This is a genomic window from Cellulosimicrobium sp. CUA-896 (assembly GCF_001942335.1).
GTDB lineage: Bacteria > Actinomycetota > Actinomycetes > Actinomycetales > Cellulomonadaceae > Cellulosimicrobium.
In genome coordinates, this window is the sequence record NZ_MKKH01000031.1 from 1 (window position 1) to 20,844 (window position 20,844).

Below are 20,844 nucleotides of genomic sequence, written 5' to 3' on the forward strand. Positions count from 1 at the left end.
CGGTGTGTTCGCCTGCGGCGACCTCGTGGACCACTCCTACCGCCAGGCCATCACCGCCGCCGGTTCCGGGTGCTCCGCCGCCCTCGACGCCCAGCGCTACCTCACCGAGCTCGTCGACGCCGCCGGCCTCGCGGACCTGGCCGGCACCCCCGAGAGCCCGAACCCCGACGAGCTGCCGCTCGCCCTGGAGGAGATCCGATGAGCACCGTGACCGTCACCGACGACACCTTCGACGAGGTGGTCCTCAGCTCCGAGGTACCCGTCCTGGTGGACATCTGGGCGACCTGGTGCGGCCCGTGCCGCCAGGTCGCGCCGATCCTCGAGGAGCTCGCCGCGGAGTATGCGGGGCGTCTCACGATCGCCAAGCTCGACGCCGACGCCAACCCGGCGACGGTCGCCGCGGCCGGGGTCGTGTCGATCCCGACGCTGAACATCTACTCCGGCGGGCAGCTGGTGAAGTCGGTCGTGGGCGCGCGCCCCAAGCAGGCGCTGGCCGCCGAGATCGAGGAGGTCCTCGCGTGAGCGAGGCGACCGCGACCACGCGGGGGCGGCTGTCGACGCTGGACCGGTGGCTGCCGGTGTGGATCGGGCTGGCCATGGTCGCCGGCCTGGTCCTGGGCCGGTTCGTCCCGGCGCTGTCGGACGTGCTCGCCGCGCTCGAGGTCGGCGGGATCTCGGTCCCGATCGCCCTCGGGCTGCTGGTGATGATGTACCCGGTGCTGGCCAAGGTGCGCTACGACCGCGTCGGCGCGGTCACCGGCGACAGGAAGCTCCTGGTGTCCTCGCTGGTGCTGAACTGGCTGGTCGGGCCGGCGCTGATGTTCGCCCTGGCGTGGATCTTCCTGCCCGACCTGCCCGAGTACCGCACCGGGCTGATCATCGTCGGCCTGGCCCGGTGCATCGCCATGGTCGTGATCTGGAACGACCTCGCGTGCGGGGACCGGGAGGCCGCGGCGGTGCTGGTCGCGATCAACTCCGTGTTCCAGGTCGTCGCGTTCTCCCTGCTCGGCTACTTCTACCTCACGGTGCTGCCCGGGTGGCTGGGCCTGTACCCCCAGGGCCTCGACGTGTCGGTGGGGCAGATCGCGCTCAACGTGCTCGTCTTCCTGGGCGTGCCGCTCGCCGCCGGGTTCGCCTCACGTCTGGTCGGGGAACGCGCCAAGGGCCGCCCTGGTACGAGGACCGGTTCCTGCCCGCCGTCGGGCCGTGGGCGCTGTACGGGCTGCTGTTCACGATCGTGCTGCTGTTCGCCCTGCAGGGCGAGGCGGTCACCTCCAACCCGCTCGACGTCGCACGGATCGCCCTGCCGCTGCTGGTGTACTTCGCGGCCATGTGGGGCATCGGCGTGGTCGTCGGCAAGGCCGTGGCACTGGGGTACGCCCGCACCACGACGCTGGCGTTCACCGCGGCGGGCAACAACTTCGAGCTCGCGATCGCCGTCGCCATCGGCACCTTCGGCGCCACCTCCGGTCAGGCCCTGGCCGGTGTCGTCGGCCCGCTCATCGAGGTCCCCGTCCTCGTCGGTCTCGTCTACGTCTCACTGTGGGTCGCGCGCCGCTGGTTCACGGTCGACCCCTACGCCACCGCGCCCCGAGCACCCGAGCTGGAAGAGGTGAGGTCATGACCACCGTTCCCTTGACTGTCGCGGACCCGGACTGCGCCCCGCAGATCGAGGCGCACGCAGTCGGGACCGAGGTCGCGGGCGCGATCGCGGTCACGCTCAAGGCCCTCGCCGAGCCGCTGCGCCTGCGCATGCTCTCCTTCATCGCGACCTCGACCGCCGGGGAGGCGTGCGTGTGCGACCTCGCCGCGCTGACGGACGTGTCCCAGCCCACCGTCTCCCACCACCTGAAGGTGCTGCGCGACGTCGGCCTGCTGGGCTCCGAGCGGCGCGGCACCTGGGTCTGGTACCGCATCACCCCCGGGTACAAGGCCGCGGTCTCCACCCTGCTGGAGTCGTTCGCCCCGGCCGCGCTCGAGGCCCTTGTCGCCCCGCACGAGCTCACCGGCCTGGAAGACGTCGACGCCGCGCTCGACCGCCTCGCGACCGACCTCACCGCCCGCCACCCCGGCCTCAGCACCGACGTGGTGCTGGGCACCGTGCGCGAGTCCTACACGGCCCTGGCCCGCTCGGCCACGGTCTCGGCGCACCTGCTCGCCCTCACCGAGCGGTTCTCCCGCCAGCGCCTGACCGACCTCACCCGCGAGGCCGGCGCGCGGCCGCAGGTGCTGTTCGTCTGCGTCGCCAACGCCGGCCGCTCCCAGCTCGCCGCCGCCCTGGTGCGCCGCTACGCCGGCGACCGGGTCGTGGTGCGCTCGGCCGGCTCGACCCCGGCCGCGGACGTGCACCCCGCGGTGCGCCCCGAGCTCGCCGCGCTCGGCACCGCCGACAGCGAGGCCTACCCCAAGCCGCTGACCGACGACGCGGTCCGCGCCGCCGACGTCGTGATCACGATGGGCTGCGGGGACGTGTGCCCGGTCCTGCCCGGCACGCGGTACGAGGACTGGCTCGTGGGCGACCCCGCCCTGGCCTCCCCGGCCGGGTCGCCGCGATCCGCGCCGAGCTCGACACCCGCGTGCGCACCCTGCTCACCGACCTCCTGCCCGACCTCGACCTGCCCACCCCCTGACGCATCGGAGACCACCATGACCGAGAGCCCCGCCACGAACCCGTCCGCCCTGTTCGTCTGCGTCCACACGCCGGCCGGTCCCAGATGGCCGCCGGGTATTTGCACGCCCTGTCCGGCGGCGCCGTCGAGGTCCGCTCCGCCGGGTCCGCCCCGGCCGACCAGATCAACCCCGTCGCCGTCGAGGCCATGCTCGAAGAGGGCATCGACATCCGGGCCGAGCAGCCCAAGGTCCTCACCACCGAGGCCGTGCAGGCCTCCGACGTCGTCATCACCATGGGTTGCGGGGACGCGTGCCCGATCTTCCCCGGCAAGCGGTACGAGGACTGGGCCCTGGCCGACCCGGCCGGGCAGGGCATCGAGTCCGTCCGCCCCATCCGTGACGAGATCCGCGCCCGCGTGCTCACCCTGCTCGACGAGCTCGGCGTCACGCCCGTCCAGAGCGCGACCGCCTGACCGCATCGCCGGCGACGACACCGGCCGGTGCCCCGACGCCGATGCCGACCAGCTGCGGCTCGGCCGGTGCGGTGCCGCAGCACGCCGCGCCCGCGCTCTCGCCGTCGGCGTCCAGGGCGAGGTCCGTCGAGCACACGCCCGTCGCGGGCAGGTCCAACTGGACCGCGTCCGCCGCCGCCCGGTCCCCGGCGAGGGCCGCGGCGATCGAGCGCACCTGCTCGTACCCGGTGGCGAGGAGGAACGTCGGCGCGCGCCCGTAAGACTTCATGCCGGCGAGGTAGAAGCCGTCGTCCGGGTGGGACAGCACCTGCTCCCCGTGCGGGGGCACCGTGCCGCACGAGTGCTGGTTCGGGTCGATCAGCGGAGCGAGCGCCGTCGGCGCCTCCACCACCGGGTCCAGGTCCAGGCGCACCTCGCGCAGCATGTCCAGGTCCGGACGGAACCCGGTGGCGTTGACGATCTGGTGCACGACGACGTCCAGCGCCCCGTCGCGCGTGGTCCCCAGCACGCGCACCGTGTCGCCGGCCGGCACGAGACGCTCGAGCGACACCCGCCTGAGCAGGGTGAGGCGCCCGGCCTCCACGGCCGCCCGCAGACGGGTGCCGAGCAGACCGCGCGCCGGGAGCTCGTCGTCCGTGCCGCCGCCGAACAGGCGCCGCGCGGATCCGCCGCGGATCACCCACGTGATCGTCGTCCCCGGCTCGGCCTCGGCGAGCTCGACCAGGCTCAGCAGCGTGTTCGCTGCCGAGTGCCCCATCCCCACCACCAGCGTGTGCCGACCCGCGAACCGGTGACGCTCGGCCCCGAGGACGTCCGGCAGCGGACCCGTCACGTACCCGGCCGCCTCGGTCTCGCCGACGGCCGGTAGCCCGCAGACGCCCAGCGGGTTCGAGGTCGCGAACGTGCCCGACGCGTCGATCACCGCGCGCGCCAGCACGTCGCGCGCGACGCCGTCACCGTCGACCGTGCGCACCCGGTAGCCGCGGCGCTCCCGCCCGAGCGACCGCGTCTTGTCCGCCCCGTCACGCGCCACGGCCAGCACCCGGGTCCCGGTGCGCAGCCGCGACGCGATCTGCGGCGTCGCAGCCAGCGGGGCAGGTAACTGCTCACGAGCTCCCCGCCCGTCGGCAGGGTGTTCTGATCCGGCTCGACCCACCCCGTCGGCTCCAGCAGGCGCCGCGCCGCAGCGTCGATGTCGTAGCGCCACGGCGAGAACAACCGCACGTGACCCCACGACGTGATCGCCGCCCCCGGTCCCTGACCCGCCTCCAGCACCACCGGCTCGAGCCCGCGCTCGAGCAGGTGCGCCGCCGCCGCCAGACCCACCGGACCCGCGCCGATCACCACGATCGGCAGCTCGTCCCGCACGACCTCGCCCATCACCACTCCTCACACATTGAAGACCGTCGATGCGAGCATCGTGGGATACGCATCGACGAATGTCAATCCATGCGAGGATGGTGGGCGTGACGACGACCGACCTGCCCCTCGCGCCGACCGCCGACGTCGCCGGCTGCTGCGGACCGGCCGTCACCCGGGCCGTCGACACCGACGCCGCGCGCGAGCTCGCCCGCGCGTTCAAGGCCCTCGCCGACCCGGCCCGGGTCCAGCTCCTCGCGATCGTCGCCTCGCAGGACGGAGGTGAGGCGTGCGTCTGCGACCTCACCGCCCCCGTCGGGCTGTCCCAGCCCACCGTGAGCCACCACCTCAAGATCCTCGTCGACGCAGGCCTGCTCACCCGGGAACAGCGCGGGCGCTGGGCGTACTACTCCCTCGTCCCGGGCGCCCTGACACAGCTGGCAGCGTCCCTCGGCGAGGTCACCCGCCTCTGAGCGAGCTGCCGCCGTCCCGGGTGACTCGCCGCCACGCCGGCCTCAGCTCCGGCCGAGCAGCCAGTCCACCTCGCGGCGCAGCAGGTCGCGCCGGGACGGCGACGCGTACGACTCGACGCCGTGGCCGAGCCCGTCGTAGACGGCGCGCGCCCCGGCGCTCACCCAGGCCACGGGGTGGTCCACCCCGTCGTGGTGCGCGGTGAGGAGCACGTGCGAGGTCGGGGCGATGTCGAGCCGGCAATAGCGCTCGTCGTCGGCGACCACCGGGCCGAGCCCGGCGACGACGGGGTGGTCGCGACGGGCGTGAACGTCGCGACGTCCTGCGGCGGGTGCGTCGACGTGCCCGGCACCCACCGGCCGCCGAGGATCCCGGCCCAGTGCGGGCTGTCGGCGAACGAGTTCGCCGCCTGGTGCAGGCCGAGCAACGCGCCGCCGCCCGCCGCGAAGGCGCAGACGGCCTCGTGCGCGGGCGCCCACGCCGCGTCGTCGCCGTCGAACGCCGCGTCGGTGCGCCCGCGCCCCGCGTTCACCACGACGAGGTCGAACGACCCCAGATCGCCGAACGCGTGCGGGAACGTGCTGCGGACCTCGGCGTCGACGCCCTGCTCAGCGAGCAGCCCTGCGACGACGTGCGACGTCGCGGCGTGGTCGTGCCACGGGTCCTCGTACCGGCCGCGGCCGGCGAGGACGAGCGCGCGCGGCACGTCAGGAGGCGCCCTCGTGCCGTGTCGCGCCCCAGCCGTGCCAGCGCTCGACCTCGATCCAGGCGCTCACGCGCGGGTCCTCGCGGTTCGCGTACGGACGGTCGGTGTAGTGCGTCGAGAGGCGATCGATGTCGGCAAGCCCCTCGTCGTCGCGCATCTCCACGACGCGGCCGATCACGGTCACGTGCGTGTACCAGTCGTCGGCGAGCACGGTGAGCGACACGCGCGGGTCGCGGCGCAGGTGGCCGAGGCGCACCCGGGTCGCGTCGAGGTTGACGAGCACGCGGCCGTCGTCCTCCCACAGGTACCAGGTGGCGGCGGTGACGGGCGTCCCGTCGGACCGCAGGGTCGCCATGACGGCGGGGTTCGGCCGGCGCAGGAGCTCGACGGCGTCGTTGGGCAGCGGGGGTCGGGGCACGACGAGTCCTTCCACGACGGGGCTGGTGCCCCGACCGTAGGTCACGCGTGCGCTCGGCGCGAGGGGCGTCAGGCGTCGCGGTAGCGGAACGCGTCCCACGCCCCCAGGAGGTACTGGACGCCGAGCGCGCGGTCGTACAGCCCATAACCGGGCCGCGGCTTGTTCGTCGTGTTCTCGTCCCACAGGTGGCGCCCGTGGTCCGGGCGCACGTACCCCTGGTAGCCCGCCTCGGCGTACGCCTTCATGATCCCGGTCGTGTCGACGCTGCCCTCGCAGGCCCGGTGCGCGACCTCGGTGAAGTCGCCGCCGCCGAGGTGCTTGATGTTGCGCACGTGCGTGAAGTGGATGCGGTCCACGAACGTGCGCACGGCGTCGACCGCGTCCTGCCCGGGGTTCGCCGAGAAGCTGCCGAGGCACAGCGTCAGGCCGTGGTACGGGCTGGGGTGCAGGTCGAGCACCGTCGCGAGGTCCTCCTTGGTGGAGACCACGCGCGGCCAGCCGAAGACGTCGAACGGCGGGTCGTCGGGGTGCACGCCGATCTTGACGTCCACCTCCTCGCACACGGGGATCACCGCGTCGAGGAAGGCCCGGTAGTTCCGGTACATGTCCTCGTGCGTCACGCCCGCGTACGCCGCGTTCAGCTCGCTGAAGTGCGCGAGCCGCTCGGGCTCCCAACCCGGGAGGGTGAGCCCGTGCGTGGTCGTCTCCATGTCGGCGATGAGGCTCTCGGCCGACATCGTGTCCACGACCGCCTGCTCGTAGAACAGCGCGGTGGACCCGTCCGGCAGCGGACGCCACAGGTCGGTGCGCAGCCAGTCGAAGACGGGCATGAAGTTGTAGCAGACGACCTTCACGCCGGCCCGGCCGAGCCGCCGGATCGTGGTGCCGTAGTTCTCGACCGCCTCGTCGGGACTCATGCCGAGCACGGTCTTGCCGAGCTTGATCGACTCGTGCACGTTGACCGACTCCACGACCTCGGCGTCGAACGTGCGGGTGATCCCGCGCGCCCGCGCCTCGCCCGTCAGCCCGGTGATCCGCGCGACCTCGGCGTCGATCTCGGCCTGCTCCCAGACCTCGCCCGCCTGCTTGTGATGCAGGCTCCACACGATCGTCTCCACGCCGGGGATCTGGCGCACGTGGTCGAGCGTGACGGTGTCGTTGCCCTCGCCGTACCAGCGGAAGCCCATCTTCACGGCGCGTCCACCGGCCTCCCGGCGCCGGCCGCCTCGACGACGGCGTCCACGACCCGGTCGCGGTCGCCGGCACCGCCCGGCAGCTCCGGCAGCAGCCCCGGCAGGCGCACGAGCGCGGCCACGGCCGCTCCGTCGTCGGCCGCTCCGGTGACGAGCGCACGCAGCTCGTCGGCGCGCGGGTCGTCGACGCTCCGGCCCGCCCGCGTCTCGGCGACGACGTACGCCGCCCAGGCCGCGAGCGCCCCGACGACCCCCGGGGGGACCGTGCCGGCGGCGAGCAGGTCGGCGAGCGTCCCGCCCCAGCGCACCGGGATCTTCTGCGTGCCGTCCATCGCGACCTGCCGGGTGGTGTGGCCGGTCGCCGGGTTGGCGAACCGCTCGAGGAGCTGCTCGGCGTAGACGGCGAGGTCGACGCCGTCGGGCGCCTCGAGCGTCGCGATCGCGTCGGCCTGGAGCGCGCGGGCCCCGGCGGCGAGCGCCGGGTCGGCGACCGCGTCGGCGAGCGTGGCGTGCCCGGCGAGCGACCCGGCGTACGCGAGGTAGGAGTGGGCGCCGTTGAGCAGGCGCAGCTTCGCGCGCTCGTAGGGGGCGACGTCGTCGGTGAACGTCGCCCCGCCGCGCTCCCAGGCGGGCCGCGGGCCGGCGAAGCGGTCCTCGACCACCCACTGGAGGAACGGCTCCGCGACGACGAGACCCTCGTCGCGCGCGCCGAGCAGGGTCTCGACCTCGTCGCGCTGCGCGGGCGTCGTCGCGGGGACGATGCGGTCGACCATGCTGCTCGGGAACGTGACGGACGTGGCCAGCCACGCCCGCAGCGCGTCACCGGCCGTGCCCGGCAGCGCGGCGCCGACGGCCTCGTGCACGAGCCGCTCGAGGACCCGGCCGTTGTCGGTCAGGTTGTCGCAGCTGAGCGCCGTGAGGGGCGCTCCCCCGGCGCGGCGGCGCGCCGCGAGCCCGCGCACGAGCAGCCCGACGGCGCTCGTCGCGGCCGTGCTCGTGCCGAGCGGCCCGGCGGTGCGCTCCTCGGCGGCCAGCGCGTCGAGGTCGGCGCGCACCGCGTCGAGGTCCAGCCCTCCGTCGGCGCGGCGCGCGTAGCCCTTCTCCGTGATGGTGAGCGTCACGACGTGGGTCGTCGGCGCGGCGAGCGCCCCGAGGACGCGCGGCGTCTCCTCGGCGGGCCACGCGACGTCGGTCACGGACCGACGAGGCGCGGCGACGCGCCGTCGGGACCGACGGTGAGGACGGTGTACGCGCCGCCCTGCGGGCGCAGCTGGTCGCGGACCGACGCCGAGCGCTGCGTCACGCCGAGGATGCCCCAGCGCGCGTCGCCCGTGGCGAGCGCCGCGTCCTCGGTGACGACGGCCTGGTGGGCGCGGTGGAACGCGCCGATGCCGAGGTGGACGATGCCCACCTGCTCGGGGCGCACCGGCTCCGCGAGCCCCGGCGGCGTCGCGTCCCGGTGCAGGCGCGCCCCACCGGCCTGCACGGCCGCGGGCGGGTTCGGGTCGGTGGTCGAGGCGCTCACACGGTCTCCTGGGTCGAGGTGGGATGCGGGAAGGTCGGCGGGGCGGTCGGCGGGACCGTGGTGGACCCGCGCACGACGAGCTCGACGGGGAGCACGTCCGTACGGTCCGCCGAGTCGACGGGGGTGGCGTCCGTGCCGCCGGTGCCGGCCGGACCCGCAGCCCGACGGGCGTCGAGGGCGGCCACGAGGCGGTCGACCGCGCGCGCGCCGAGCCGCGCGAGGTCGGTGCGGACGGTCGTCAGCGGCGGTGACGCGAGGGTGGCGACGAACGTGTCGTCGAACCCGACGACGCTGAGGTCGTCCGGGACGGAGAGGCCGCGCTCGCGCAGACGAGCGACGAGCCCCAGCGCCACGAGGTCGTTGTAGGCGACGACGGCCGTCGCGCCCGTCGCGACGGTGAGGTCGGCCGCCGCGCGCCCGCCCTCGACGCGCGGCCGGAAGGAGCCGACGACGACCGTCTCGACGTCGGGGAACCGCTCGCGCGCGGCGTCGAGGCCGGCACGACGGCGGGCGTCCGACCAGGACCGGTCCGGACCGCCGACGTACGCGACGCGGCGGTGACCGAGAGCCCGCAGGTGCTCGACGGCGAGCAGGACGCCGTGCTCGTCGTCGGACGAGACCGCGGGGACGCCGTCGATGCGGAGGTTCACGAGGACGACCGGGGAGTCCGCGGCAGCCTCGAGACCTGCCTCGACCGCGCGGGGCGAGCAGAGCACGAGCCCGTCGGTCTGCGGCCGCAGCCCCTCGACGAGCTCGGTCTCGAGCGCGGGGTCCTCGCTCGCGTCGACGACGAACACGGCGTACCCCGTCTGGCGTGCGCGCGCCTGGACCCCCTTCGTGACGGACGCGAAGTACGGGTTCTCCAGGTCGGCACGACGAGCCCGAGCGCGTGCGTGCGTCCGGCGCGCAGGCCGCTCGCCGCGCGGTTGGGCCGGTAGCCGAGCCGCGTGGCCGCCGCGACGACGCGGTCGCGCGTCTCCGGCGCGACGCGTCCGGGCTCCGCCAGTGCCCGGGACACCGTCGAGATGGACACGCCGCTCTCGCGGGCGACGTCGCGCACCGTGACCATGGTCCTCCTCGGGGTCGGGCTCCGAGCGGAGCGTTGCGAACGATTGTAGGACTGTTCGCTACTGATGAAGCGCGCCTTCGAAGCGGCCGGCTGGCAAACGTTCGCAGCGCGCGACCGCGGGCAGCCCGGGCCGGCCGGGTGGGGCGCCGCTCAGGCCGAGGGCAGGGGCGCCCGCACCGCCGCCGCGAGCTCCGCCGGGCGCACCTGCGCGCCGGTCGCGGCGGCCTCGTGGACTGCGCACAGGAACCGCACCGTCTCGACGCCCTCGTCGATGCCCACCGGCACCGGCGCCGCCGCCTCCAGCGCCGCGACGATCCGCGTCCACTGGGCGAGGTGGCCGGCGTGGCCGATCGCGAGCGGGTCCGCCGCGCCGCTCGCGATGGTCCCGGAGACGGGGGCGGGCACGCCGGGCACGTCCCAGCGCCGCACCTCGCCCTGGCCGAGCTCGACGGAGCCGCGCGAGCCGTACAGCGCGATCGTGGCGGGGAAGCCGGGCGGTGTCGCGGTCGTCGTGGTGACGACCCCGAGCGCCCCGGAGGCGAACCGGACCGTCGCCACCGTGCTGTCCTCGGCGTCGATCCGGTGCGCGAGCGTGCCCGACTGCGCGGTCACCGACTCCACGGGGCCGCACAGCCAGCGCAGGAGGTCCACGTTGTGCACGCCCTGGTTCATGAGCGACCCGCCGCCCTGCTCCGTCGTCGAGCGCCAGCCCGCCGCGCGATAGTAGTCGTCGTCCCGGAACCAGTGGACGTGCGTCAGGGCGAGCCGGAGCTCGCCGAGCGCCCCGTCGTCGACGGCCTTCTTCAGCGCCGCGTGCTCGGCCTCGAACCGCCGCTGCGAGATCGTCGACACGCTCAGGCCGCGCTCGCGCGCCGCGCGCTCGACGCGCAGGGCGTCCTTGACGTCCAGCGCGAGCGGCTTCTCGACGACGACGTGCCGCCCGGCCTCGACCGCCGCGAGCGCGAGGTCGGCGTGCGTCCCGCTCGGCGAGCAGACCGCGACGACGTCGACGTCCGGGTGGCCGATCACGCCGTCCGGCTCCAGGCGCTCCGCCGGCCAGCCGGCGAGCTCGTCGTCGGTCGCGGCCCGGGCGCCGCTGTAGGCGACGAGCCGCACCCGACCCTCCAGCTCGCGCAGCGCCCGGGCGTGCATCGTGCCGATGCCGCCCATCCCGACGATCCCCACCCCGAGGCGGTTCGTGCTCACGGTCGTCCTCCCTGATCTGCTCGGTCCTGGTCTGCTCGGTCCCTGCCTGCCCGGTCCTGGCCTGCCCGGCCGTGGGCTGCCCGGTCGCGGGTCACTCGGCGGCGTGGCTCGCGCCGAGCAGGTCGCGCAGCCGCTCGGCCGCCGCGGTGAACCGGGGGTCGGCGAGCGTCGTGCCGTACTCGCGCCGGTCCGGCAGCCCGGGCTCGAGGACCTCGACGATGCGGCCGGGGCGCGGGCTCATCACCACGATGCGGCTGCCGAGGAACACGGCCTCCGGCACGGAGTGCGTGACGAGCACGATGGTCGTGCCGGTCTCGCGCCAGATCCGGTTCATCTCGATGTTCATCTGCTCGCGGGTGAGCGCGTCGAGAGCGCCGAACGGCTCGTCCATGAGGAGCACCCGCGGCTCGTGCAGCAGCGCCCGGCACAGCGCGACGCGCTGCTGCATGCCGCCCGAGAGCTCGTGCGGGAGCGCCTTCTCGAACCCGCGGAGCCCGGTGAGCTCGATGAGGTGGTCGGCGCGCTCCTCCGCGCGCCGCCGGTCCATCCCGCGCATCTCCGCCTGGAGCAGGATGTTCTTGCGCACCCCGCGCCACTCGAGCAGCGCCGAGCGCTGGAACGCGAAGCCGATCTCGCGCTGGGGGCGGGTGACGCGCTCGCCGTAGAGGCGCACCTCGCCCTCCGTGACGCGGCTGAGCCCGGCGACGATCTTGAGCAGCGTGGACTTCCCGCAGCCCGACGGCCCGGCGATCGTCACGAACTCCCCCGGCGTCACCGCGAGCGACACGTCGTCGAGCGCCACCGTCTCCGACCGCTTGGAGCGGAACCGCATGGCAGGTGCGAGACCTCGATGATGGGCTCGGTGCCGGTCGCGCGGGCGGGCGCCTCGCGCTCGGTCGCGGCCGTCACAGGTCCGCCCGAAGGTGCCGTCCCAGTAGTCGGACGGGGCGACGTCGCCCTCGAAGTCCGTGTTCTCCGACAGGAACGTCAGCGTGTCCGTCCACTGCTGCTCGGTGTTCACGCCGGGGGCAGGGGCGTCGTCGAGGCCGAGGAGGCCGATCGTCGCCTCGAGCTGCGCGGCGAGCACGCTCTCCTCCGGGGCCTGCTCCGCGCCGGCCGCCATCGCGGCGACCGCGGCCTCCGGGTCGTCCGTCGCCGCGAGGAAGGCGTCCGACGTCGCCTGCAGCATCGCCTGCACGAGCTCCGGGTCCTCCGCGATCGTCTGCTCGTGCGCGAGCAGGCCCGTGCCGAGCAGGTTCATGCCGAAGTCGGAGAAGGGCAGCGCGGAGACCTCCTCGCCCGTCTGGTTCTCGATCGTCGGCGCCTGGTCGTGGTAGAAGCCCTGGATCGCGTCGACCTTGCCCTCGATGAGCGCGGCGATCTTGCCCGCGGCGTCGACGTTGACGACCGTGACGTCGGCCGGGTCGACGCCGTTGATCTCGAGCCAGGCCGGGAACGTGCCGTACATGGCGTCGCCGGGCGTCCCGCCCACCGTCTTGCCGACCAGGTCGGCCGGCTCGGTGATCCCCTGGTCGTCGAAGAACTCGACCGAGCTCGGGCCGGTCTGCAGGAACACGCCCACGCTGCGCACCGGCATCCCGGACGTGATCGCGTTCGCGAGCGGCGGGGTGTCCGCCCAGCCGAAGTCCGTGTTGCGCTGCGCCACCTGCTGCACCGTGTTGCCCGAGCCGTTGCCGGGCTGGATCGTCAGGTCGATGCCCGCGTCCTCGAAGATGCCCTGCTCGACGCCGTAGTAGAACGGCGCGTGCTCGCCGTAGGGGACCCAGTTGAGGGTCACCGTCACCGCGGTCAGGCCGTCGTCGCCCTGACCGCCGGGGGCGGCACCGTCGTCGGTCCCGGACTGCCCGCAGGCCGCGACCGCCGCCACCGTGACGCCGGCCACGACCAGCGATGCTCCGAACTTGCCACCACGCATGGGAGAGCCCTTCTTCTCGTGCCGCCCGTCGTCGGACGGCGGGGAAACGCAGGAACGGTCGTGCGGGCCCGTCGTGACGCGGCTCACGCCGCGGCGAGCGCGACGTTGCCCCGCCGCGACGCGTGCCACGGGATGAGCAGGCGCTCGAGCAGCTCCACCAGGAGGAAGAGCACGACGCCGATGAGGGACATGAGGATGAGGTCCGCGAACAGCAGCGGCGCGTCGAGGTTGCCGCTCGCCAGCAGGAGCACGTAGCCGAGGCCGCGGTCGGCCCCGACGAACTCGCCGACGACGGCGCCGACGACCGCGAGCGTGACCGCCACCTTGAGGCCGGACATGAGCTGCGGCAGCGCCCCGGGGAAGCGGATCTTGCGGAACGTCTTCCAGCGCGACGCGCCCATGGTGGCCGAGAGCTCCAGCAGCTCCGGGTCGGTCGAGCGCAGGCCGGCGACGGCCGAGACGACCACGGGGAAGAACGCGATGAGGACGGCGAGGACGATCTTGGGCGTCAGGCCGAACCCGAACCAGACCACGAGGATCGGCGCGATCGCGATCTTCGGGATGACCTGGGCGAAGAGGATCAGCGGGTACAGGGCCTTCTCCGGCCGTCGGGGAGTAGACGAGCAGCACGGCCGTCGCGACGCCGATCACGGCCGCGAGCACGAAGCCGATGATCGTCTCCATCGTCGTCACCCAGGTGTGCTCGAGCAGCAGCGCCCAGTCGGCCACCATCGTGTCCCACACCGCGCCGGGCGCCGGTACGAGGTACGCGGGGACGAGCTCGCGCCACGCGACGAACCACCACACGCCGAACAGCGCGAGGAGCACCAGGCCCGGTCGCCACGCCGCGGACGCGACCGCGAGCACGCGGCTCCGTACCGCGGCCCCGCCTCGGGGCTCGCGCGGCGCGGAGGTCGCGCCCGGCGCGGGCCGCGGTGCGGTCGGTGGCGCGGTCCGCGCTCCCTGGGTGGTCGTCATCGCGGGTCCTCCGTGGTGCTCGTGGTCATGTCGTCGGCGGTCATGCGTAGGCCACCTGCTCGGCGTCGAGGATGCGGGTGAAGGCCTCCCAGGCCTGCGTGAACAGCTCCGGCCCGGAGAAGCCGCCGTAGGCGTGCGCCGCGCCGAGGTGGGGCTCGAGCGAGAAGAACCCGTCGAACCCGTCGGCCCGCAGCGCGCGGACCGTCTCGACCACCTCGCCGTCGCCGCGTCCCGCCGGCACCACCTCGCCGGTGGCCGCCGTGGCGTCCTTGATCTGGACATACTCGAGGTGCGGACGGAGCAGGCGGTAGCCGACGGTGAACGGGCGCACGCCGACCTGGACGAAGTTCGCCGCGTCCCAGGCGAGCCGCAGGTGCGGCGAGCGACCGACTCGACGAGGTCGAGGCAGCGCTCGGGCGTGTCGCCGTAGATGCCCTTCTCGTTCTCGTGGAGCAGCACGACGTCCGCCGAGCGCGCGACGTCGGCGAGCGCCGCCATGCGCCGCAGCACGACGTCGCGGTGCACCCGTGGCGCGTCGCCGGCCGGCACCCAGAACGAGAACACGCGGACGTACGGCGCGCCGAGCAGTCGTGCGACGTCGGCCGCGTGGCGCATGCGCGCGAGGTGCGGCGCGAAGTCGTCGTCGACGGAGATCTTGCCGACGGGCGAGCCGATGCTCGACACGCGCAGGCCGTGGCGGTCGAGGAGCCGCGCGGCCTGCCGGAGCTGGTCGCCGTCGAGGTCGAGGACGTTCGTCTCCCAGGCGCTGCGGACCTCGACGTACCGCAGGCCGAGGCCGGCGGCGACCTCGCACTGGGTCGCGAGATCGGGCGAGATCTCGTCGGCGAAGCCGGAGAGCGTCCAGACCACGGGTCGTTCCCTTTCGTCGTGGAGCCCGGCGTCGACGGCTCGTTCCGTCGGACGGCCTCTCCGTCGAGGTCGGTCGTCGCCCCGGGTCGTTCCGGGACGGGTCGTCGTCGTGCGTCGCGTCGGACACTATGGGCCCGCCGCGGAGGCGGACAACGAGTTGCCACCAGTTGCACCGGCCGTCGTCACCTCCCGCGCGCCCGGAGGCGCGCCGGAGCGCACCGACGACGAGCGGGTTGCCGTCGGTTGCCGCGCACGGTGCTGCCACGCGCGGCGCTGCCACGCGCGGCGCTGCCGCGCCGCCTTCTCAGGCCCCGGACGGCTCCGTCACGCGACCGAGGTCGAGCGCGACGTCACGAAAGCCCGCGGACCGCACGGCCCGCAGGACCTCGCCGCGCAGGGGCTCGACAGCCACGCTCGCGAGCTCCGAGCGCGGAGCCTCCAGCCGGGCCAGGTCGCCGTGGGACCGCACGAGGAGCTCGAGCCCCAGACGCCGCAGCTCGCTCTCGGCGGCCTCGACCTGGACGACCTCGTCCACCGTCGCGACGTGCTGGTGCGCCGCCTCGCCGGGTCGCGGCGGGAGGACCGGGTCGTGCGCGGCCGGGCCCGGCGGCACCGGGACCGGTGTGCACAGCTCACGTGCCAGCCGCTCCACGGCGCGGCGGTCGAGCCGGGCGTCGACGAAGGGCGTGCACGTGGCCGGTGCGGATCCCGGGATCCCGACGCCGCCGTCCAGGTCGTCGGGCGCGACGACCACCGCCAGCTCGAGCGCACGCGGCACGGCTCCCGCGTCGTCGTCGGCGTCGGTGCCGGTGCCGGTGCCGCAGAGGTCGAAGGCGACGACGCCGGCCGCGTGCGCGGCCTGGGCCACGGCGCAGCGACGGGCCGCGGTCGCACCGGGGCCCAGGGCCACGAGCGCGACGACGCGGACCGGACCGACCGCCCGGACGGCCAGGTCGAGGAGCAGCGCGGCGCCCGTGCCGCCGGTGCTCAGGACACCCACCCTGCCGCCGCGCGCTGTGGCGGCGATCGCGGCCGACACGGTCTCGACGACCGGGTCGACGTCCGCCCGCGGCGCCGCGCGCGGCGCAGGGTCCGCCGGTTCACCGGCGCCCCACGCGCCGGCCCGGCGGGGACGCGTGCACGCCCCCCGCCCGGCGACCTCGTCCGGCCCCTGCCGCCCGACATCCTCGCGCACGCGTCCTCACCCCGTCATTGCAGGCCGCGCCGCGAGAGCGGTCAAGCAGTTGCCACCACTTGCCTCGCGCTGGTGACACGCCCGGCGGGGCGACAACCGGTTGTCGCCCCGGGGCAGGGCCGCTACAGTCCGGCCGCATGGACAACGCTGTCCCCCCGGGGCCGAGCCCGACGATCTACGACGTCGCGAAGGTCGCCGGCGTGGCGCCCTCCACGGTGTCCCGGGCCTTCTCCCGGCCGGGCCGGGTGAACTCGGAGACCGCCGAGCGCATCCGACAGGTCGCGCACGAGATCGGCTATCGCACCAACCCGCTCGCGCGCGGGCTCCCGACCGGCAGGACCGCGCTGCTGGCGATCCTCGTCGCCGACGTGACCAATCCGTTCTTCTTCGAGATCATCCGCGGCGCGGAGAAGACCGCGAGCGACGCCGGGTACACGCTGCTCGTCGTCGACGCCCGCGAGTCCGACGAGGCGGAGCGGCAGGCGCTCGCCCGCACGCTCCCCCTCGTGGAGGGCGTCGTGCTCGCGACGTCGCGGCTGTCGGACTCCTCCATCCGCGTCGTCGCCAAGCAGCGGCCGACCGTCGTCATGAACCGGGTGATGACCGACGTCCCGAGCGTCGTCACCGACAACGCGCTGGGGATGCGACGCGCCGTCGAGCACCTCGCCGACCTCGGGCACACCAGCGTGGCCTACGTCGCCGGGCCGGAGGCGTCGTGGGCGACGGGATGCGCTGGCGGGCGTTCCGCGAGGCGACGCACGAGCACGGCCTGCGCTCGCGGCGCGTCGGCCCGTTCGCCCCGACGCTCGCCGGCGGGCTCTCGGCGGCGAAGACGCTCGTCAAGCACCCCGCGACGGCCGCGATCACCTACAACGACCTCGTCGCGATCGGGGCGATGCGCGGCCTCACCCGGCTCGGCGTCGACGTGCCCGAGGACATGAGCGTGGTCGGGTTCGACAACATCTTCGGTTCGGACTTCTGCACCCCGCCGCTCACGACGGTCGCCGCACCGCTGCGGCACTTCGGCGCCTTCGCCGTCCAGCGCCTGCTGGGCCAGCTGCGCTCGCCGTCCCCCGCGTCGTCGGCGCCGACGCTGCTCCCCGCCAAGCTCGTGGAGCGCGGCTCCACGGCGCGGGTCGCCTAGTCCCCGTCCGCCGCCGGATCGTCGGTGAGCGCCAGGGCAACTGGTGGCAACTCGTTGTCCGTCCTCCCCGGGGCACCCATAGTGGCGATGGCCCGCGCTGTCGTGCGCAGGCTCGGACCCACACGAGACCCTCGACGGAGAGGCAGGCTCATGGAACCCCGCTCGACCCCATCCCTTCCCGCACGCACCCGCAGACGGCGCGGCGGCCCGGCGACCCGGCGCAGACGGTCGGTCGCCGCGGCGGCCGCGCTCGCGCTCCCGCTCACCGTGCTGCTCCCGGTCACGACGACCGCGCAGGCCGACGTCGCGCAGGACGACATCCGGCCGCAGGAGCCCGGCGTGACGCTGCGGGTGTTCGACGTCCGGATCCCCCTCGACGAGTACTGCACGCTCAAGCCGGGGACGACCCCCAACGTCGACAAGATCATGCCGACGATCAACTGGACCTCCGACGACGACTTCGGGCTCACGGACCAGTTCGTCACCGAGGTCACCGGGTACCTGAACGTCGAGACGGCCGGGACGTACGACTTCCGGATCACCAGCGACGACGGATCCCGGCTCCTGCTCGACGGCACCGAGGTGGTGGACAACCCGGGCGCGCACGGCGTCCTCTCCGAGGAGGGGTCGGTCGACCTCGGGGCCGGCTACCACGAGCTGCTCGTCGACCACTTCGACAACGCGTTCGGCCAGCGGCTCCTGCTCGAGTGGCGGCCGCCGGGCACGGAGAACTTCGTCCTGGTGCCGAACAGCGTCCTGAGCACCGACGCCGACGTCACGCGCGTCACGTCGCCCGGACGCAAGTCGTGCGAGAACATCAGCGAGACCCCCGGTGACGGGCTGCCCCTGGCCGAGGTCCACCCCGACTACACGCTGACGGACCTGCGTCCCGAGGGCTTCGAGCCGCAGGTCACCGGCATGGACTGGCTGCCCGACGGCCGGATGGTCATCTCGACGTGGGGCGGCGACCGGCTGACCGAGCTCGGCGAGGTCTACCTGATCGACGGCGCGAGCGGCGACGGGACCGCCGAGGACGTGACCTACACCAAGGTCGCCGAGAACCTCACGGAGCCGATGGGCGTCAAGTACGTCGACGGCACGATCTACGTGTCGGAGAAGGACGGCCTGACCGCGCTCATCGACAACGACGGCGACGAGGTCGCCGACGAGTACGACACCTTCGCGACCTGGCCCTTCGGCGGCAACTACCACGAGTTCGCGTTCGGCCTCCTGTACGAGGACGGATACTTCTACGTCACGACCGGCATCGCGATGATCCCGGGCGGCAACTCCCTCGACCGCAGCTCGCCGAGAACCGCGGGTCGGTCATGAAGATCAGCAAGGACACCGGCGAGGTCGAGTACGTCGCCGGCGTCTGCGCACGCCGAACGGGCTCGGCTGGGGCGCGGACGGCAGCATGTACGTGGCCGACAACCAGGGCGTGCGCATCCCGACCTCCAAGCTCGTCAAGGTCGAGGAGGGCGCGTTCTACAACCACTTCACCAACCCCGACGGCCCGTACGACGACCAGCCGGTGACCGAGCCCGTGCTGTGGATGCCCCACGGAGAGATCTCGAACTCGCCGAGCAACCCGGTCACCCTCACCGAGGGCGTGTTCGCGGGGCAGATGGCGATCGGCGACGTGACCTACGGCGGCCTGCAGCGCGTGTACCTCGAGGACGTCGCGGGCCAGGAGCAGGGCGCGGTGTTCCGCATGACGCAGGGCCTGGAGTCCGGGGTCAGCAGGACCAGCATCGGCCCGGACGGCTCGATCTACGTCGGGGGCATCGGCTGGTCGGGCAACTGGGGCCAGGCGGGCAAGCTCGGCTACGGGTTGCAGAAGCTGACGTACGACGACAACAACGCGTTCGACATGCTCGAGATGCGCGCCGTCGACGGCGGGTTCGAGATCGAGTACACCCAGCCGCTCTCCGAGGAGACCGCGCAGGACCTCGCCTCGAAGTACACGGCGGCCCAGTGGCGCTACGTCGCGACGCCCCAGTACGGCGGCCCGAAGGTCGACGAGGAGGACCTCGACGTCACGGCCGCGACGCTGAGCGAGGACCGCACGACCGTCACGCTCGCGATCGACGGGCTCAAGCCCGGACGCGTGGTGAACGTGCACTCCCCGCGCCCGTTCGCGTCCGAGAGCGGCCAGGAGCTGTGGAGCACCGAAGCCTGGTACACGCTCAACCGGCTCCCCGACGGCTCGGTCCCCCCGCCGGTGTACGAGGCCGAGGCCGCCGACATCGGCGGCGGCGCCGGGTGGAACAGCAACCACGCCGGCTACACCGGCTCCGGGTTCGTCGACCGCAACTGGGAGCCCGGCGCGCGCACGACGTTCGCCGTCCGTGCCGAGGAGGCCGGTCTGCACGACCTCGCGATCCGCTACGCCAACGGGCAGAACGCCGACCCGAGCCCGCTGCCGAGGAACCTCAGCCTCTACGTCAACGGCGAGAAGCTGAAGCAGGTCTGGTTCGACAGCACGGTGAGCTGGTCGACGTGGGCCACCCAGGTGGAGACCGTCCCGCTGCGCGAGGGGGCGAACACGATCACGATCCAGCACGACGACGACGACATCGGTCACGTGAACCTGGACAACATGACCGTGACACCGTCCGAGCGCGACGTCCTCTTCGACGGCAGCGACCTCGACGCGTGGGAGGCCGTCGCGGGCGGTCCCGCGACGTGGCCGGTCGAGGACGGGTCGATGGAGTCGTTCGGCGGCGACATCCGCACCAAGGAGAAGTACGACGACTTCCGGATGCACGTCGAGTGGTACCAGCCGGAGCTCGACCCGTCGCAGACGGGCCAGGCGCGCGGCAACAGCGGCGTCTACATCCAGGAGCGCTACGAGGTGCAGGTGCTCGAGTCGTTCGGCCTGGAGCCCGCGACCAACACGGCGGGCGCCATCTACCAGCGCAGGCGCCGGACGTGAACGCCGCGACCCCGATGGGTACCTGGCAGACGTACGACATCGAGTTCCGGGCGGCGCGGTTCGACGCGTCCGGCACGAAGACCGAGGACGCACGGCTCACCCTGGTCTGGAACGGGCAGGTGGTCCACGACGACGTCGCGATCGAGGGCAAGACCGGGAACGGGAAGAACGAGGGACCGACGGCCGGGCACATCCGGCTCCAGGACCACGGCGACCCCGGGCCGAACCCGCGGTTCCGCAACATCTGGATCGAGCGTCTCTCGGACGTCGAGGAGGCCCCCGCGGAGGTCTCCGTCGACACGACCGCGCAGGTCCGGTGCCTCGCGGGCAAGCCGTACCTGGCCGTGCGCGTCGCCAACGACGACGCGGTCGACGTGGACGTCGAGGTCGAGACCCCCTACGGGTCGCGGTCCTTCGACGCGGTCGCGGCCGGCAGCAGCGCATACCACGCGTTCGCGGTGCGCGACGCCGACCCGGTGGCCGACGCCGTGACCGTCACGGCCCGGCCGTCCGACACCGGGGACGCACGCGAGACGGTGGCCGCTCCGGAGCACGACGCGCCCACCTGCGGCTGACGCCGCCGACCCGGGCCCGCCGCTCGACGCCCTCCGGCGCCGGGCGGCGGGCCCGGTCCCGTCTCCAGCCGGTACACCGGCACGAGCTTCTGCCAACGATTGCACCGCCTGAGGTGCCGCGGGCAGCCGATCTTATGACCTATGATGCAAACGTTCGCAACGATGCGCGAGGAGGACT

Annotated in this window: 13 protein-coding genes and 10 pseudogenes; 10 read left to right on the forward strand and 13 right to left on the reverse strand. The window is 73.8% G+C overall.

The genetic code is table 11. The features are described 5' to 3' along the window. From BJF88_RS10825 to BJF88_RS10845, 5 genes and pseudogenes are all read left to right on the forward strand, one after another. Positions 1–202 (forward strand): annotated as a pseudogene (locus tag BJF88_RS10825) (thioredoxin-disulfide reductase); the annotation flags it as partial. Further along, positions 199–522: a thioredoxin gene (trxA, locus tag BJF88_RS10830; protein ID WP_075828801.1), complete on the forward strand. Its 324-nt coding sequence runs from the start codon at positions 199–201 to the stop codon at positions 520–522. The pseudogene BJF88_RS10825 and the gene trxA, both read left to right, overlap by 4 nt. Continuing rightward, a pseudogene (gene arsB / locus BJF88_RS10835) lies at positions 519–1,624 on the forward strand (ACR3 family arsenite efflux transporter). Before trxA ends, arsB begins: the two are co-directional and overlap by 4 nt. Beyond that, positions 1,621–2,630 (forward strand): annotated as a pseudogene (locus BJF88_RS10840) (metalloregulator ArsR/SmtB family transcription factor). Before arsB ends, BJF88_RS10840 begins: the two co-directional pseudogenes overlap by 4 nt. Before the next feature lie 16 nt (positions 2,631–2,646). Further along, positions 2,647–3,083 (forward strand): annotated as a pseudogene (locus tag BJF88_RS10845) (arsenate reductase ArsC). Here BJF88_RS10845 and BJF88_RS10850 read toward each other — a convergent pair. Continuing rightward, positions 3,055–4,463, reverse strand: a pseudogene (locus BJF88_RS10850) (FAD-dependent oxidoreductase). The pseudogenes BJF88_RS10845 and BJF88_RS10850 overlap by 29 nt on opposite strands. Before the next feature lie 77 nt (positions 4,464–4,540). On the opposite strand from BJF88_RS10850, the gene BJF88_RS10855 reads away from it, so the two are divergent. Further along, positions 4,541–4,915 (forward strand): helix-turn-helix transcriptional regulator, encoded by a 375-nt coding sequence (locus BJF88_RS10855; protein WP_075828802.1) that lies wholly within the window; start codon positions 4,541–4,543, stop codon positions 4,913–4,915. Between the two features lie 42 nt (positions 4,916–4,957). On the opposite strand, the gene BJF88_RS22045 is transcribed toward BJF88_RS10855, so the two are convergent. From BJF88_RS22045 to BJF88_RS19620, 12 genes and pseudogenes are all read right to left on the reverse strand, one after another. Further along, positions 4,958–5,392, reverse strand: a complete 435-nt coding sequence (locus tag BJF88_RS22045; protein ID WP_369824573.1) for a ThuA domain-containing protein — start codon at positions 5,390–5,392, stop codon at positions 4,958–4,960. Between the two features lie 228 nt (positions 5,393–5,620). Then, entirely contained in the window at positions 5,621–6,037 is a 417-nt protein-coding gene (locus BJF88_RS10865) for a PPOX class F420-dependent oxidoreductase (protein WP_075828803.1), read from the reverse strand. Between the two features lie 68 nt (positions 6,038–6,105). Next, the gene (locus BJF88_RS10870) at positions 6,106–7,224 is read right to left on the reverse strand and encodes a mannonate dehydratase (protein WP_255371960.1); all 1,119 of its coding nucleotides are present in this window, start codon (positions 7,222–7,224) and stop codon (positions 6,106–6,108) included. Positions 7,225–7,226: 2 nt separating this feature from the next. After that, a complete protein-coding gene (locus BJF88_RS22055; protein WP_255371961.1) occupies positions 7,227–8,003 on the reverse strand; it encodes a hypothetical protein in 777 nt (258 codons plus the stop codon). 180 nt (positions 8,004–8,183) lie between these two features. Beyond that, a pseudogene (locus BJF88_RS22060) lies at positions 8,184–8,755 on the reverse strand (mannitol dehydrogenase family protein); the annotation flags it as partial. Next, complete coding sequence (locus BJF88_RS10880; protein ID WP_255371962.1) at positions 8,752–9,621, reverse strand: substrate-binding domain-containing protein; 870 nt, start codon at positions 9,619–9,621, stop codon at positions 8,752–8,754. The pseudogene BJF88_RS22060 and the gene BJF88_RS10880, both read right to left, overlap by 4 nt. 119 nt (positions 9,622–9,740) lie before the next feature. Continuing rightward, positions 9,741–9,824: pseudogene (locus BJF88_RS22065) on the reverse strand (LacI family DNA-binding transcriptional regulator); the annotation flags it as partial. 150 nt (positions 9,825–9,974) lie between these two features. Beyond that, positions 9,975–11,030, reverse strand: coding sequence for a Gfo/Idh/MocA family protein (locus tag BJF88_RS10885; protein ID WP_255371956.1), 1,056 nt, complete (start codon positions 11,028–11,030; stop codon positions 9,975–9,977). 91 nt (positions 11,031–11,121) lie between these two features. Further along, a complete protein-coding gene (locus BJF88_RS22070) occupies positions 11,122–12,966 on the reverse strand; it encodes an ABC transporter substrate-binding protein (RefSeq protein WP_083649057.1) in 1,845 nt (614 codons plus the stop codon). Positions 12,967–13,049: 83 nt separating this feature from the next. After that, positions 13,050–13,559: an ABC transporter permease gene (locus BJF88_RS22075; protein ID WP_369824575.1), complete on the reverse strand. Its 510-nt coding sequence runs from the start codon at positions 13,557–13,559 to the stop codon at positions 13,050–13,052. A gap of 425 nt (positions 13,560–13,984) precedes the next feature. Further along, positions 13,985–14,814, reverse strand: a pseudogene (locus BJF88_RS23590) (sugar phosphate isomerase/epimerase family protein). A gap of 304 nt (positions 14,815–15,118) precedes the next feature. After that, complete coding sequence (locus tag BJF88_RS19620; protein ID WP_158068925.1) at positions 15,119–15,814, reverse strand: hypothetical protein; 696 nt, start codon at positions 15,812–15,814, stop codon at positions 15,119–15,121. Between the two features lie 332 nt (positions 15,815–16,146). Here BJF88_RS19620 and BJF88_RS22090 point away from each other — a divergent pair. The 4 genes and pseudogenes from BJF88_RS22090 to BJF88_RS22100 all read left to right on the forward strand — a co-directional run. Then, a pseudogene (locus BJF88_RS22090) lies at positions 16,147–16,671 on the forward strand (LacI family DNA-binding transcriptional regulator); the annotation flags it as partial. A 65-nt stretch (positions 16,672–16,736) separates the two neighbouring features. After that, positions 16,737–17,153 carry a substrate-binding domain-containing protein gene (locus BJF88_RS22095; protein WP_255371957.1) on the forward strand — a complete coding sequence of 139 codons (417 nt, stop codon included), beginning with the start codon at positions 16,737–16,739 and terminating at the stop codon, positions 17,151–17,153. Positions 17,154–17,303: 150 nt separating this feature from the next. Beyond that, complete coding sequence (locus BJF88_RS20490) at positions 17,304–18,485, forward strand: PA14 domain-containing protein (protein WP_222843991.1); 1,182 nt, start codon at positions 17,304–17,306, stop codon at positions 18,483–18,485. A 550-nt stretch (positions 18,486–19,035) separates the two neighbouring features. Then, positions 19,036–20,666 (forward strand): annotated as a pseudogene (locus tag BJF88_RS22100) (family 16 glycoside hydrolase). Positions 20,667–20,844: the final 178 nt, after the last annotated feature.